Source organism: Paenibacillus sp. FSL H7-0943 (assembly GCF_037963265.1).
Classification (GTDB): Bacteria; Bacillota; Bacilli; order Paenibacillales; family Paenibacillaceae; genus Paenibacillus_AQ; species Paenibacillus_AQ odorifer.
Genome location: NZ_CP150148.1, coordinates 4270122 through 4282929, shown reverse-complemented (window position 1 = coordinate 4282929; position 12808 = coordinate 4270122). Strand labels below are relative to the sequence as shown.

Here is a 12808-nt window from a genome sequence, read left to right as displayed (position 1 = left end):
TGAAAAAAGCTGTGATGACATGGCCTTCTTATAATGAAGATAAATTCTTATTGGGAGGCCAAATATTTCATGAGCACGATAAAAACGCGTTACACACTGACTCAGTCACAAAAAATGATGATTTTTGTACTGTCGATGTCGCTTTACGGGTTGTCCAATATGTTTACCGAGCTAGTGCCTGGGATCAAACTGGGCCCGATTGAATTATCCATTGAATATTTCGCCTTCATTCCTTTGACATTATGTATGTTGTTTCACCCCTTATATGCGGCGGTCGGAGCAGCTGTTGGTGAGGTAATCTTCGGGGAATTGATGTTAGGCCAATTTGGAGGTTTAGGGGAGCTGGAGAAATTCATTACCTTCTCACTGGCGATGTATACCGCAGGCCGCATGGTATCTGATCCGAAGAATCGTAGACAGGTTGGAGTGGCTGCGATTACCGGCGTGGCGATTCACCAGTTTTTTAGCTCCGTTATAGATATTGTGAAGGTATGGGTAGGGGTAGAAGAGCTAGAGGCTGTTAAAGGACTGGCAGAAAGTATCGTTGTAATTGAGGGAGTAGGGTTCTTGAATGATGTCCTCTTCTCCGGTATTTTGTTCGCGCTAATTCCTACTATGTATCTGGTTCCGCGTTTATATGGAAAAATTGAACCATTGCTCGGCATGAAGCCACGTGAGCGGAATATGAAATATGCAACAGGAGCATGGCTATCTCCTAAGCTGGTCATTGCCGGAACCTTTCTAGTGATGGTAGCGGTGGGTTCGGAATTGTTATCGGAATCGGGCTGGAACTTCGGTGATTTTGAGCTTGCAGGCGCGGAATCGAATGAAAAGACCTTGATTTGGCTCAGTATGTTGGTAGCGGCTGTTGTAGCGGCAACGGCGATTATTGCACTGCTTCGGCGTTCGGCACGAAAAAGACAGGAAGCGGGTCAAGCAGATGCGTAATACAATTCTTGAATTGAACAAAATTAACTTTACGTATCCGGGAGCTGAACAACCAGTACTGCAAGACGTAGACTTACGACTGGGAGAAGGGGATTTTATTGCGATCATCGGCAGTAATGGCTCCGGGAAATCTACTCTCTGCAAATGCTTTAACGGCTTAATTCCACATTATTACACTGGTGATTTCAGTGGAGAGGTGACAGTTTGCGGCCAATCTGCGGATGGAAAAAGTGTAGCAGAGCTGTCCAAACGTATCGGTTATGTTTATCAGGATTTCGAGAATCAATTGGTACGACCGACTGTGCTTGATGATGTGTCTTTTACACCTCTGAATTATGGATTTACGGATTACAAGGAACGGGGAGAGCGTGCGCTGGCGTTAACCGGACTTAGTGACTTGAGGCACGAATTTATTTGGCAGTTAAGTGGTGGGCAAAAACATCTGCTCGCTCTGGCCGGAGCACTAGCTATGGATCCGGAAATTCTGGTGATCGACGAACCCGTAGCCCAGCTGGATCCGCAGCATGCCCGTCATATCTATGATATTTTGCAGCGTTTGAATGAGGAGCATGGAAAGACCATTGTAGTGATTGAGCATCATGCGGAATTTATTGCGGATTATTGCAAAAATGTTGTCCTGATGGATCAGGGTAAAATGTGCTGGCAGAAGCCTGTGCGTGAAGCTTTGTCATCTGTACAAGAATTGCTAGAGCTGGGCATATACCCACCGGATGTGACCCGGGCGGCTTGGCTGCTACAGCCTGATGATCAGAAGCCAAAGCTGCTTCCCTTAAATGCTGAGGAAGGCAGTACCCGCATGACGCTTCGTCAGGATGCCAAGGAGACACTTCCAATCGGACGTATGCAAGAGCAGCTCCCCATAGCTGCAAAAGAAGAAAATTCTATCGTTCAGCTGGAGAATGTTCACCTCTCTTACCGTACGATTCATAAGGTGCTGCATCCTGTACTGAATGGAATTCAGCTAGAACTGGGGCAGGAAGAGTCCATTGCTCTTATTGGCAACAACGGAGCAGGTAAATCTTCATTAATGAAGCTGATTGCTGGTATTGTCAGACCTACAGCTGGAACCGTAAAGGTTAAAGAAATGACGGTGAACGGGCTACCGCCTGAACGTCTCTCCGGTACGGTAGCTTACGTATTCCAGAATCCGGAGGAAATGTTTATCGAGGATTCTGTGCGTAAGGAAATTGCTTATTATCTGAAGGCGCGGAAACTACCAGATACGGATGGAAGAGTGGATGAGATGCTAAAGGCATTTCGCTTAAGCGAGCTGGCTGAACGGGATGCCCGACTGTTAAGTGGAGGGCAGCAGCGCCGGGTATCCTTGGCGATTGGTGCCGCGGTTAAACCCGCCATCATGCTGCTTGATGAACCGACAGCTAATCTGGACATTTCGACCAAACAAGAAATGGTACATGTGCTGGAGACGCTTCGTAATCATGTGAAGACGGTCGTCATCGCAACTCATGATATGCAGCTTGTCTCTGAATGGGCCAGCAGAATAATTGTAATGCATCAAGGGCGGATAATTGCGGATGGGACGAAGGATGAAATTTTCGCTGACGGCCTTCTTTTACGGCGTGCGGGTCTGGCCCAGACTCAATTGATGGAGCTAAGTCGTATGCTCGGTCTCCCAAGAATTTGCAGTAGCTTAGAAGAGTTTGTGAGTTTAGTGGAAAAGAAGGAGGTAGCTGCAATCCATGGAAGCCGTTAAACGGGCACTTGACCGTATATCTGTAGAACAAATCAAATTGGAGTTACTCGGGACCGCATATAACAGCAGCAGCACTTTTCTGGGCAGGCTGGATCCGCGAACCCTGCTGCTCTGGTATCTCTTTTTTGCCATCGTGCCTTGGTTTGTACATAACCGGACAATCCTGTTAGGGATGTTCGTGCTTATGGTTTTAACGACCGTCCTCTCCCGGGTCAGCCCTTATATTATTTTTATATTATGTCTCGGCTTAATCAGCCAGATTGGCTGGATGTTTATATTGTCGCTTTTTTTCGGCGGGGGGATTGAATCCTTGCTGCCTATGCTGACACTGACACTTAAGCTTTCGGTGATTTCGCTGGCGAGTATAACGGTTTTCTCTAGTCTTGATCCGGAACGACTTAGTGACGGTTTACTGTCTTTAGGAATCCCTGATACTTTTGCATTCAGCTTATCTTATGGCTATCGTATCTTGCCTACTTTACTGGAGGAATTCCATCAGATCCTACTTTCCTTTAGATTGAGAGGGCAACGACCGCTTCAACATGGAATTTTCTATTGGCGAACAATAACGTATTATTTGCGAATCGTCATTCTGGCATTTTACCCGCTCATGTTGAACACAGCTAAACGTTCTCGAACTACGATTGAAGCACTTGAGACTCGGGGATTTAGCTACGGGCTTAATAATAAGAAAGTGAAGAAGATCAAGTTATCTTATTTGAAAATGAAGCGGTCCGACTGGTACTTTTTATCCGGATCCACTGCTTATGTCATCTTGATATTCTGTATTGGTTATCTCTACCCTGAACTGGTGTATTAACATAACTTATAAGCTCAAAGGAGACGAATTAGACATGATGAATATTGATCTGCATACCCATGGTAAATTATCTAAAAAATCTACGTTTTCCCCCGAATATTTTGCGGAGATGATGTTCGAAGCCAAGGCAAATGGATTACAGGCTGTAGCATTGACCGAGCATTTTAATACTTCTAATTTCTTTGCGATGTATGATGCGCTGGATCAGACTTATCCCTATAACGGGCATTATTACGATGTGAACGGACTTAAACTGTTTCCAGGCATGGAAGTGGATATCGCGGAGACAGGTCATATCCTGTTGATCGGACTGAAGGAGAATGTTCTAGCTGTCCGCGCTTTACTAGATGAGCATACGCAGGAGGGGAATTTCATACCGTTTAAGCAGTTGCTTGATATGGCCGATGAACATAATCTTTGGAAAATCGGAGCCCACCCCTTCCGAACTTCTACGCCTTTACATCAACTGGATCCGGCATTGCTTCAGCGATTAGACGCTTTTGATTTCAACGCTAAGGATATTTACATGCAGGGGGTGGAGACTTATAAGAACCTGATCACGCCCTTTGCTGAGAAGTTGGGTGTGCCTGTGATTGCTGGCAGTGACAGTCATCAGTGTTTGCAATATGGCAGTGTTGTGAATCGTCTGCAAGACTCCTGCTCAACTGTGGAAGAATTGAAGGAAGCTATCAAACAAGGGAACTATGAAATAGAGGTTTCTCCGTGTCTTCATACCAAAGTAAAGGCTTCGGTAATGATGAAAAAACTATTGAAGCAGTTAATTGGCGAAGCCCCCTCCAGAGATGAAGCGGAGTTAGGATATATGGCGTAGAAAATAGAAGAGGGTTGTTCCATAAGCCATGAAATGGCTACTGGGACAACCCTTTTTGTTGTTCGCTGGATTTCATTACTTTTGCATGTACAAAGATAACTATCGGACACAGATGACCTTAAACGCAGTTTTATTCCGCATTTGGGATGCTAACGGACTCCATAGCCACTAATGGCACGGAAAACACCATATATGAACCTCATTCTACGGAATAACGGCTCTGGAGTCCGAAACTCTGCTCAAAAGGCTGGAAATTTGCCAGTAACGTCATCTGGGTCCTCAAATCTCAGAATGTATGAATTATCGTTTGTCTTTCGAATCTTTATTGCTGACTCGGGTGGGTCTGGTCACCCAATTCGTGCGATTCATCGGTTTTACGGTATCAATTCTTGAATTGGAAGGTTCATTCGAAGGTTCTGTGGATTCAGTTTCAGTAGAAGCTGCACCCTCTTGATCTCCGGTTTTTTTCCTCGATAGTCCTGTACCATCATGTTTGCCTCTGTTCCATACTCTACCCTTACTCATACATACACTCCATTTCTATACGCTTATTCATAAACCATATCATATAAGGACAAGTTAAGGAAGAAAGACATAGCACAGATCGAAGAATTTTTCAAGTTATAAAGGTTACTGGAGATTTCATTTTATGGTGGCTATAATAGTACTGATATTGAAAGGAGAGTACTTATATTATGGCAATCAAGATCATAACAGACAGCGGTTCAGACCTACCCCTTGACTACATGGAGAAGTATAATGTTTCCGTGATCCACCTACCGGTTCATTTTGGGCATGAGTTAATGCCGGCAGTTACGGACACGAAAAGCTTTTATGCTCAAATGCGCGAATCCAAGGAGCTGCCTACCACAGCTAGTCCAAGTCCCAACGAATTCCTTGAGAAGTTCAAGCAAGTGGAGGAGGGAACTGACATTATGGTCATTTGTATGTCCTCTAATATTAGTAGCACTTATCAGACGGCTATGATTGCTATGGAAATGTATAAGGATGAAGGACATACCAATGCAATAGAGGTTATAGATTCCAAAAACTTCTCAGGCGGGCTGTCATTGATTGTCGGACTGGCGGCGCAGTGGTCTTTAACTTGTTCAAGCTTGCAAGAGCTCAAGGAAAAGGTACTTCAGCAGATAGAGGAAGTTAACGCTTATTTTACGCTGGACACTCTGGAGAATGTAATGAAAGGCGGACGTCTAAGTCGGCTCTCGGGAGCCGTAGCGTCTGTACTCAATATAAAGTTGCTGCTCAAAATCAGCGAAGAAGGCACTGTCGAAGTAGTGGAGAAGACCCGGGGTCTTCCAAAAGCACTGAATCGTCTGCTAGCGCATTTGGATGAGAAGCAGCATGATTACGAGAAAGCGGTTATCGCTATTGTACACAGTAATTGTGAGAAGCTGGCACTCGAGATTAAAGAACGCATTTTACTAAAGCATCCCTTCAAAGAAGTCTTACTCTCAAGCATGGGGCCGGTGATGGGAACCTATGCTGGGGAAGGCGGAATTGGCGTAGCTTTTTAAAGTAGTGATCCTCACAATCCAGACAAATTACGATCGTACATGGGACGGTTTCCCGTGTGCGATTTTTATTTTATTACTATGTGATAATTTAGCTATTCTTTAGATTGTGTTTAGGCTCTGTTAATAATCACAGAATATAGTTAGATGGGGGGATTATCATGTATACAATATTGATCGCTGATGATGAAGCAGAAATTGTGGAATTGCTAAGATTATATTTAGAGAAAGAGTACAACATTTTGGAAGCGAACAGTGGTACTGAAGCCTTAACGCAGGTACAGAACCATAAAGTTGATTTGGCAATTCTGGATATTATGATGCCGGGTCTGGATGGATTGCAATTATTGAAAAAGATCCGCGAGGTTCATCATTTTCCAGTGTTATTTTTATCCGCCAAAAGCGAACATCATGACAAGATTCTGGGTCTTGAACTAGGAGCCGACGATTATATTTCCAAACCGTTTAATCCATTAGAGATAGTAGCCCGTGTTGGAGCACTGCTGCGGCGTGTACATCATTTCGATGCGCAAGTCGTTGAGGAAAAAGAAGCTGAGCAGATTGTATTAGGTGAATTAATGCTGGATCAAAGCCAGTGTCTGCTCTATCGTTCTGGTGAACCTGTGGTGCTTACTTCTACCGAGTACAAAATTTTGGAACTAATGATGAAGCAGCCTGGACGAGTCTTTACACGCAAAAAAATATATGAGGCCGTGTGGGAAGATTTCTATGTGTACGAAGATAATAGTATCATGGTACATATCAGCAATATCCGGGAAAAAATTGAGGAAGATTCCAAAAAGCCAGTATATTTAAAGACTATTAGAGGGCTGGGATACAAAATTGAAGCGCCTATGGAGCAATAGAGATCAACGACCTTTACAATCATCGCTGACGCTGGATTTTTTGTTGTTTATCTGTATTTTGTTTTTTCTCGTGATTGTATATTATTTGTTTATTAATCTTGATGTGACCCATATTTTTGAAAAAAATAAAATCGCTGATCCTGATTTGAAGGTGGAAGCTAGTGCTTATCGAGATAATCTGGAGCATGGGATAGAAACCAAACGTCTTCTGCGTAGCGGGGGATGGATCGAGATCTTGGATCAAGACATGAAGGTCACCAAGGTTGTTGGAGAAAAAAAAGACGGTGTAACCCAATATACCAGTAACCAGCTTTTAAAAAGTTTGGAAAATGGAGAAGATCAAGCTTACTTTTACTCGTTGACCACGCTAAATGCTCAGAGCGAATCGGAGTGGCTGCTCTTGAAGCTGCCGCGGGAAGCTATCACCATCACCATTAATAGTGATCCCTTCGTGGCCTACTTTAATCATTCGCTTTCATACTACGTCTTTTTGGGTGTGGGAATGATTCTTTTGCTAATTATCGTGTACAGCTATTGGGTAGCGCGGCGAATCAGGAAACCACTGCGTATCATCACGCTTGGATTGAAGCAGATGATTCAGGGGAATTATGATACTCGAATCGCTTTATATGCAGAGAAGGAATTTTCGCAAATTGGAGAGACTTTTAATTATATGGCAGACGTAATTGAAAAGACGACCAAAGAAAAACGCCAGGCAGAGGAAAGTAAGAAACGGATGATGGTTGATCTATCCCACGATCTGAAGACGCCGATAACGAGTATACAGGGCTTTGCCCAGGCGCTTGTAGAGGGTAGAGGCGAGGATGAAGAACGCCAAAAAAGATATTTAAGCTATATTTATAATAAATCCTCACAAGTTACTAAGCTGATTCAGAACATGCTGGAGCTGTTAAAAATAGATTCACCGGATTTCTTGCTACGAATGGAGCATCAAGAACTGGGCGAATTTATTCGTGAAATCATTGCAGATACCTACGGAGAGATTGAACAAAAGAACTTTGTTTTGCATCTAAATGTTCCCGAAGAGGATGTGTTCTTGAACTTTGATGCGGAGCTGCTCTCGAGTGTGGTTCATAATTTGATCTCCAATGCACTGATCTATAATCCTCCAGGTACACATTTGCGTGTGGAGGTGATTCCTTTGGAGAAAGAAGTCACGATTGAAATCGCTGATACTGGAGTGGGTATTCCAGAAGAGCTGTGGTCCACAATGTTTGATCCGTTTGTTCGGGGAGATAAAGCGCGGACAGCTTCGGGAGGAACAGGGCTAGGTCTCTCGATAGCTATGAAAAATACAGAGAAAATGGGGGGTACGCTTCATCTCAGTCGCCGAAAGAAGGAACCTACGGTATTCACCATCCGGATTCCGAAATAACGAGCTGGAAGACATCCAAATCAGAAGACGGGAGAGAAACTATGGCTAAACTGAACAATTTCATCAGAGTTTGTCTAGCGATTCTTTTAGTGTTAGGCATTGTATTTTTAGGCTCACGCGTAGATTTTTTATTCACACCGATCCTGTCTTTGTTCAGTGTCATTATAGTGCCTTTAATGCTGGCGGGTTTCTTTTATTACCTGCTGCGGCCACTGATCGATACCTTGGAGAAATATAAGCTGAATCGTTCTTTGGCGATTATCATCGTATATGTAGTTATTTTAGTGCTTCTGTTTGCTTTTATTATCGGCGTTTGGCCTTCACTTCGCACACAATTAGTTAATTTCGTCGATAATATGCCGAATCTCATTGCCTCCTTGAATCAACAGCTATTGAAACTAGAAGATAATGAATTTCTGTCTGCGTTGATCCCTGCTGATGCGAATCCAGCCTCCACATTGACGGATTATTTGAATAAAGGGTTTACGCTATTAACGAATTACGTATCAGGATTGTTCTCTTTTGTTTCGAATTTCGCGATCATTTTATTCACCTTTCCGATTATGTTATTCTACATGCTTAAGGAAGGTGGGAAATTCGGACGTAAGATTGTAAGTTTCTTTCCAAAGAAGTATCGTGAAGAAGGAACTACAATGATGACTGAAATCGACAGTGCGCTTAGTGGCTTTATCGTGGGCCGGGTGCTTGTTAATTTAGCCTTAGGCGTTCTGATGTATATTGGTTTCCTTATTATCGGCCTGCAATATGCATTGCTGTTGACTGTAATCGCAGTTGTGATGAACTTCGTGCCTTTTATTGGTGCGATACTGTCTAGTATCCCTATTTTCATCATCGGATTCATTCAATCGCCGTCTATAGCCGTCTGGTCCATCATCATTGTTCTGGTAGCGCAGCAGATACAGGATAATTTAATCGCTCCCTACATCTTTGGGAAAAAGCTCGATATTCATCCACTGACAACGATTATCCTGGTATTAGTTGGCGGTGATTTAGGCGGGATCATTGCGATATTGCTGATCATTCCGCTGTATATGATTGTTAAAATCGTCTTGACCAAGGCCTATTATTTGTTTGTCAAGCAACGCCGGGTAGAGATAGAGGTAGAGGAGAGTCCTGATATCTCTTAAGTTAATAAAACACTATGGAGGGATTTCTATGAATGAAGGAACGGAGCAAGGACTAATTCATATTTCAGATGATGTGGTGACTTCGATCGTCGGGCAAGTGGTTCTGGACACACCGGGTATTGCCGGCATGTCAGGAAGCAGTATCTCGGACAACTGGGCTAAACGTCTAAGCGGTAAAAATGTAAAAAAAGGAATGTCCGTTGAAGTAAAAGAAGTGGATGTTGCCATCGATCTTCAGGTCATAGTTAATTACGGATGTTTGATTCAAGAGGTCTGCTATATACTGCAGCAAAATGTAAGAAATGCTGTTGAGAATATGATGGGACTGTCTCTAGTTTCCGTAAATGTTAAGGTTGAGAAGGTCGCTCTGCCATTCTAAGAATAGCCCATTTAATAGGCACCGTAATCTAGGCTTCTGCATAGAATGGAGCAAATCCATTTACGGAGGTCAGAACATCCATGTCGACATTTAACACTGGGCAGCAACAGAATGTGATTTATCAGGCCGATCCTGCTGTGATCCGGCACCTGCACGGTGTCCGCGATTCCCTACATCAATCTTGCAAGCCATACCTTAACCATAAGGTGAACGTACAGACAATAGATGGCTTTGTACATGAAGGCGTTATAGCCGGAGTAGATAATAAACACTTGTATCTGAACGTTGCAGCTAATGGGCAAATGCCCCGAGGGTTTTACAACCCTCATCAGCCTTATCATCCTCATCCGGGCCCGGGACCTGGCCCATATCCAGGACCTTATCCAGGTCCCCCATACAATAATAATGTGATTTTACCGCTTGTGTTGTTTGAACTGCTTGCTATCTCTTTAATCTAGTGCTCGGGTTTAATTGAAGAAGGACATGTGCAGGATTTGTGGTCATACGTTGACGCATCCCGCCAGGTCCTTTTTTTGTAGGCGTAAAGTATGTGTTAGAAGAAGGTGTTCTCATTATCACTTTAGGGATATAATGGGTACAAACTCTGGGAGGTGGCATATGATTAGATACCCTTTTTTGAAAAAAAATGCGACGATAGGCGTTACAGCACCTTCATCTGGAGTAGGCATTCAAAATGCAGAACTACTAACACTGACCTCCAGCCGGTTGAAGTCGCAAGGATTTAATGTCATTATCGGCGAAACGGCATGGAAGCAAGATAAGGCTAAATCTGCACCAGCCAATGTTCGTGGTCATGAGTTTAATGAGATGATCAAAGATGATGGAATCGATGTCCTTATTCCGCCTTGGGGCGGGGAATTGTTAATTGAAGCTCTGGAATTTATTGATTTTGATGCTTTGCAGGACAAATGGATCGTGGGATATTCAGATATAAGCGTCTTGCTGCTTGCGGTCACGCTGACAACCGGGTTGGCTACTGCACACGGAGCGAATCTCATTGATTTACGGGGAGAGTATTCGGATGATACTACAGCCCTCTGGCATGCGGTTCTAGAGACACCAGTGGGTGAGTCCATTGTGCAGCATTCATCTCTTAAATATCAGCGGGAATGGCAACATGATGTGCCTTCGCCATGCGTTTTTCATTTGACAGAGGAGACTTATTGGAAGTCTCTAACTACAGATGATGTAACGATGAAAGGACGTCTGTTGGGTGGTTGTATAGATGTAATTAGGCATTTGATCGGCACACCTTATGGAAAGCTCCAGCATTTTCAGCAAGAAATGATTCATGACGAACCTATAGTTTGGTATTTGGAAAATTGTGAATTGAACACAGCGGATTTACGCAGATCTTTAGTGCAGATGAAGCTGGCAGGGTGGTTTGAGAATTGTTCGGGGATTATGTTTGGCAGAAGTCCAGCTAATCGGCCTGTGGATAACTATACTGCCGAGGATATCTATGCTGAACTATTTGAAGAGCTTAAGGTACCGATCGTTTATGATATCGATTGTGGTCATGTCCCGCCGCAGGTTACTTTTATTAATGGAGCTTATGCAGAAATTGAAGTGGCAGACGGAGTAGGGACGGTAAAGCAATATTTCTATGAATAGCGTTATATCAAAAAAGGACAACCCCTCGGGTTGTCCCTTTTACTATTATTAGTTCCCTGTATTTACAATCGCTGTGATTTCCTCATCCAGGTCCAGTCTTACATCTTCACGATAGGCGCGAACACCATATTCGCTGAGCATGTAACGCAGGATCGCTTCAATCATATTGGACTCCACTAGAAATTGACTGCGGCCCTGTACCCAAACCTCTGCAGAGTAACCGGTATCTTCTTCCCAGCTCAGTTCTACCTGAACATCCTCTGGGCGAACAGCCTTTCGTTCCGCCATGTGCAGACAGAGGGCATTGATGATCTCATCCATGCTTAGAACAATTGTAGACATTAGTAACGACCATCCTGTTCTTCTAAGCGGCGACGTTCTTTTCTACGACGGAAGAAGGACATCACGAGCATAACCAATACATAGATAGCTAGCAAATTAACGGCAAAGCCTAGGAAGTCACCAAAAGCTCCCATTCCACCAAACATTCCACCGAATAATAATCCGGCCAAACCACCGATCATCATGCCTTTCATTAAGCTGCCGCCGCTGAAGAAGCCACGTTTTGTATTTGCAGCAGATCCTGCTGTGGAACTTTTAGTGCTGTCACTTTTTTTGATGTTATTTGTTGTTGTTGATTTTTTTGGGGTTGTTGAATAGCTGCGAGTGCCGGATTTGAATCCGCCGCCACCTCGACGTGCATCGGCAAAGTCTGGAGCAACCACTGCAAAAAACAGAGTGAAGGCCATTAGAATCATCATTACGCGTTTCATTGGTTTCATTTAGTACGAAAACCCTCCTGTGAGCATGAATTTTTGTGTATGGTCGGTAATACGCAGACATGCCCCACAAGGTTTCAATTTTATTTATCATAATTTATACTTTTATGCACAAAAAAAGCGTGGATCCAGGATCCACGCAAACAGCAGTTAGAGAGTCGTCATTCGTTACTTATACCCATCAGCGACAAGCTCAAGCGCTCCGGTTGCCGGATCGATGATCATGCCATGGATAGGTACATTAGGGGGAAGCAGTGGATGACGTTTAATCAGGTCCACAGTCTGAATTACCCCTTCTTCGACATTGTCAAACCCACGCAGCCATTTTGTAAGTTTGATTCCGGAATTCTCCAGTGTAGACAGCACTTCTTCAGATACTCCACGTTCTTTAATGGAATTGATCATATGGTCCGCATTGAGGGAGGCCATACCGCATTCATAGTGTCCAACCACGATTACTTCTTCAGCATCTAGTTCATATAGAGCTACCATTACACTACGCATAACACTACCAAAAGGTTGAGAAATAACCGCACCAGCATTTTTGATGATTTTGACATCACCATTTTTGAAATTCATGGCTTTCGGCAATAATTCAACGAGTCTAGTGTCCATACATGTGATGATCAGCATTTTTTTGTCAGGATAACGACTGGTTAAATAAGCTTCATAGTCCTTATTCTCTACAAAACTTTTATTAAAGTTAATAATTTCTGATACGTGGCTCATATTAGCTTC

15 protein-coding genes are annotated in these 12808 nt (G+C 43.5%); 11 read left to right on the top strand and 4 right to left on the bottom strand.

Annotation, left to right across the window (positions count from 1 at the left end; all coding sequences use genetic code 11):
- Positions 1–69 precede the first annotated feature (69 nt).
- Genes NSQ55_RS18745 through NSQ55_RS18730 form a run of 4 tightly spaced genes read left to right on the top strand, consistent with a single transcriptional unit; the run spans position 70 to position 4335 of the window.
- Complete coding sequence (locus NSQ55_RS18745; RefSeq protein ID WP_076127114.1) at positions 70–948, top strand: cell division protein FtsQ; 879 nt, start codon at positions 70–72, stop codon at positions 946–948.
- On the top strand, positions 941–2683 hold the full coding sequence (locus NSQ55_RS18740; protein ID WP_339168471.1) for an energy-coupling factor transporter ATPase: 1743 nt from the start codon (positions 941–943) through the stop codon (positions 2681–2683). Before NSQ55_RS18745 ends, NSQ55_RS18740 begins: the two co-directional genes overlap by 8 nt.
- A complete protein-coding gene (locus NSQ55_RS18735; RefSeq protein ID WP_076100351.1) occupies positions 2670–3503 on the top strand; it encodes an energy-coupling factor transporter transmembrane component T in 834 nt (277 codons plus the stop codon). The genes NSQ55_RS18740 and NSQ55_RS18735 overlap by 14 nt, the downstream gene beginning before the upstream one ends.
- Positions 3504–3537: 34 nt before the next feature.
- Positions 3538–4335: a PHP domain-containing protein gene (locus NSQ55_RS18730; RefSeq protein WP_305953529.1), complete on the top strand. Its 798-nt coding sequence runs from the start codon at positions 3538–3540 to the stop codon at positions 4333–4335.
- A 300-nt stretch (positions 4336–4635) separates the two neighbouring features.
- Here NSQ55_RS18730 and NSQ55_RS18725 read toward each other — a convergent pair whose 3' ends face one another.
- A complete protein-coding gene (locus NSQ55_RS18725) occupies positions 4636–4860 on the bottom strand; it encodes a hypothetical protein (protein ID WP_076127110.1) in 225 nt (74 codons plus the stop codon).
- A gap of 170 nt (positions 4861–5030) precedes the next feature.
- On the opposite strand from NSQ55_RS18725, the gene NSQ55_RS18720 reads away from it, so the two are divergent.
- From NSQ55_RS18720 to NSQ55_RS18690, 7 genes are all read left to right on the top strand, one after another.
- Positions 5031–5870, top strand: coding sequence for a DegV family protein (locus NSQ55_RS18720; RefSeq protein ID WP_339168469.1), 840 nt, complete (start codon positions 5031–5033; stop codon positions 5868–5870).
- 155 nt (positions 5871–6025) lie between these two features.
- Entirely contained in the window at positions 6026–6733 is a 708-nt protein-coding gene (locus NSQ55_RS18715) for a response regulator transcription factor (RefSeq protein WP_170914177.1), read from the top strand.
- A complete protein-coding gene (locus NSQ55_RS18710) occupies positions 6711–8129 on the top strand; it encodes a HAMP domain-containing sensor histidine kinase (protein WP_339168468.1) in 1419 nt (472 codons plus the stop codon). Before NSQ55_RS18715 ends, NSQ55_RS18710 begins: the two co-directional genes overlap by 23 nt.
- Before the next feature lie 41 nt (positions 8130–8170).
- Positions 8171–9277, top strand: coding sequence for an AI-2E family transporter (locus tag NSQ55_RS18705; protein ID WP_036688627.1), 1107 nt, complete (start codon positions 8171–8173; stop codon positions 9275–9277).
- Between the two features lie 28 nt (positions 9278–9305).
- Positions 9306–9656: an Asp23/Gls24 family envelope stress response protein gene (locus tag NSQ55_RS18700; RefSeq protein WP_339168465.1), complete on the top strand. Its 351-nt coding sequence runs from the start codon at positions 9306–9308 to the stop codon at positions 9654–9656.
- Positions 9657–9736: 80 nt separating this feature from the next.
- Positions 9737–10114 (top strand): hypothetical protein, encoded by a 378-nt coding sequence (locus tag NSQ55_RS18695; RefSeq protein ID WP_036688624.1) that lies wholly within the window; start codon positions 9737–9739, stop codon positions 10112–10114.
- 160 nt (positions 10115–10274) lie between these two features.
- Positions 10275–11291 (top strand): S66 peptidase family protein, encoded by a 1017-nt coding sequence (locus NSQ55_RS18690; RefSeq protein WP_339168463.1) that lies wholly within the window; start codon positions 10275–10277, stop codon positions 11289–11291.
- A gap of 48 nt (positions 11292–11339) precedes the next feature.
- Here the strand turns inward: NSQ55_RS18690 and NSQ55_RS18685 are convergent, their stop codons facing one another.
- From NSQ55_RS18685 to NSQ55_RS18675, 3 genes are all read right to left on the bottom strand, one after another.
- Entirely contained in the window at positions 11340–11624 is a 285-nt protein-coding gene (locus NSQ55_RS18685; protein WP_036689115.1) for a YxcD family protein, read from the bottom strand.
- An 8-nt stretch (positions 11625–11632) separates the two neighbouring features.
- Positions 11633–12064 (bottom strand): hypothetical protein, encoded by a 432-nt coding sequence (locus NSQ55_RS18680; RefSeq protein WP_339174551.1) that lies wholly within the window; start codon positions 12062–12064, stop codon positions 11633–11635.
- 174 nt (positions 12065–12238) lie between these two features.
- Positions 12239–12799: a carbonic anhydrase gene (locus NSQ55_RS18675; RefSeq protein ID WP_036688619.1), complete on the bottom strand. Its 561-nt coding sequence runs from the start codon at positions 12797–12799 to the stop codon at positions 12239–12241.
- Positions 12800–12808: the final 9 nt, after the last annotated feature.

Bases quoted from the DNA above. Each gene is read 5' to 3' on its own strand.
- NSQ55_RS18745 (WP_076127114.1), top strand. From the start codon at position 70: ATGAGCACGATAAAAACGCGTTACACACTGACTCAGTCACAAAAAATG.
- NSQ55_RS18740 (WP_339168471.1), top strand. From the start codon at position 941: ATGCGTAATACAATTCTTGAATTGAACAAAATTAACTTTACGTATCCG.
- NSQ55_RS18735 (WP_076100351.1), top strand. From the start codon at position 2,670: ATGGAAGCCGTTAAACGGGCACTTGACCGTATATCTGTAGAACAAATC.
- NSQ55_RS18730 (WP_305953529.1), top strand. From the start codon at position 3,538: ATGATGAATATTGATCTGCATACCCATGGTAAATTATCTAAAAAATCT.
- NSQ55_RS18725 (WP_076127110.1), bottom strand. From the start codon at position 4,860: ATGAGTAAGGGTAGAGTATGGAACAGAGGCAAACATGATGGTACAGGA.
- NSQ55_RS18720 (WP_339168469.1), top strand. From the start codon at position 5,031: ATGGCAATCAAGATCATAACAGACAGCGGTTCAGACCTACCCCTTGAC.
- NSQ55_RS18705 (WP_036688627.1), top strand. From the start codon at position 8,171: ATGGCTAAACTGAACAATTTCATCAGAGTTTGTCTAGCGATTCTTTTA.
- NSQ55_RS18700 (WP_339168465.1), top strand. From the start codon at position 9,306: ATGAATGAAGGAACGGAGCAAGGACTAATTCATATTTCAGATGATGTG.
- NSQ55_RS18695 (WP_036688624.1), top strand. From the start codon at position 9,737: ATGTCGACATTTAACACTGGGCAGCAACAGAATGTGATTTATCAGGCC.
- NSQ55_RS18690 (WP_339168463.1), top strand. From the start codon at position 10,275: ATGATTAGATACCCTTTTTTGAAAAAAAATGCGACGATAGGCGTTACA.
- NSQ55_RS18680 (WP_339174551.1), bottom strand. From the start codon at position 12,064: ATGAAACGCGTAATGATGATTCTAATGGCCTTCACTCTGTTTTTTGCA.
- NSQ55_RS18675 (WP_036688619.1), bottom strand. From the start codon at position 12,799: ATGAGCCACGTATCAGAAATTATTAACTTTAATAAAAGTTTTGTAGAG.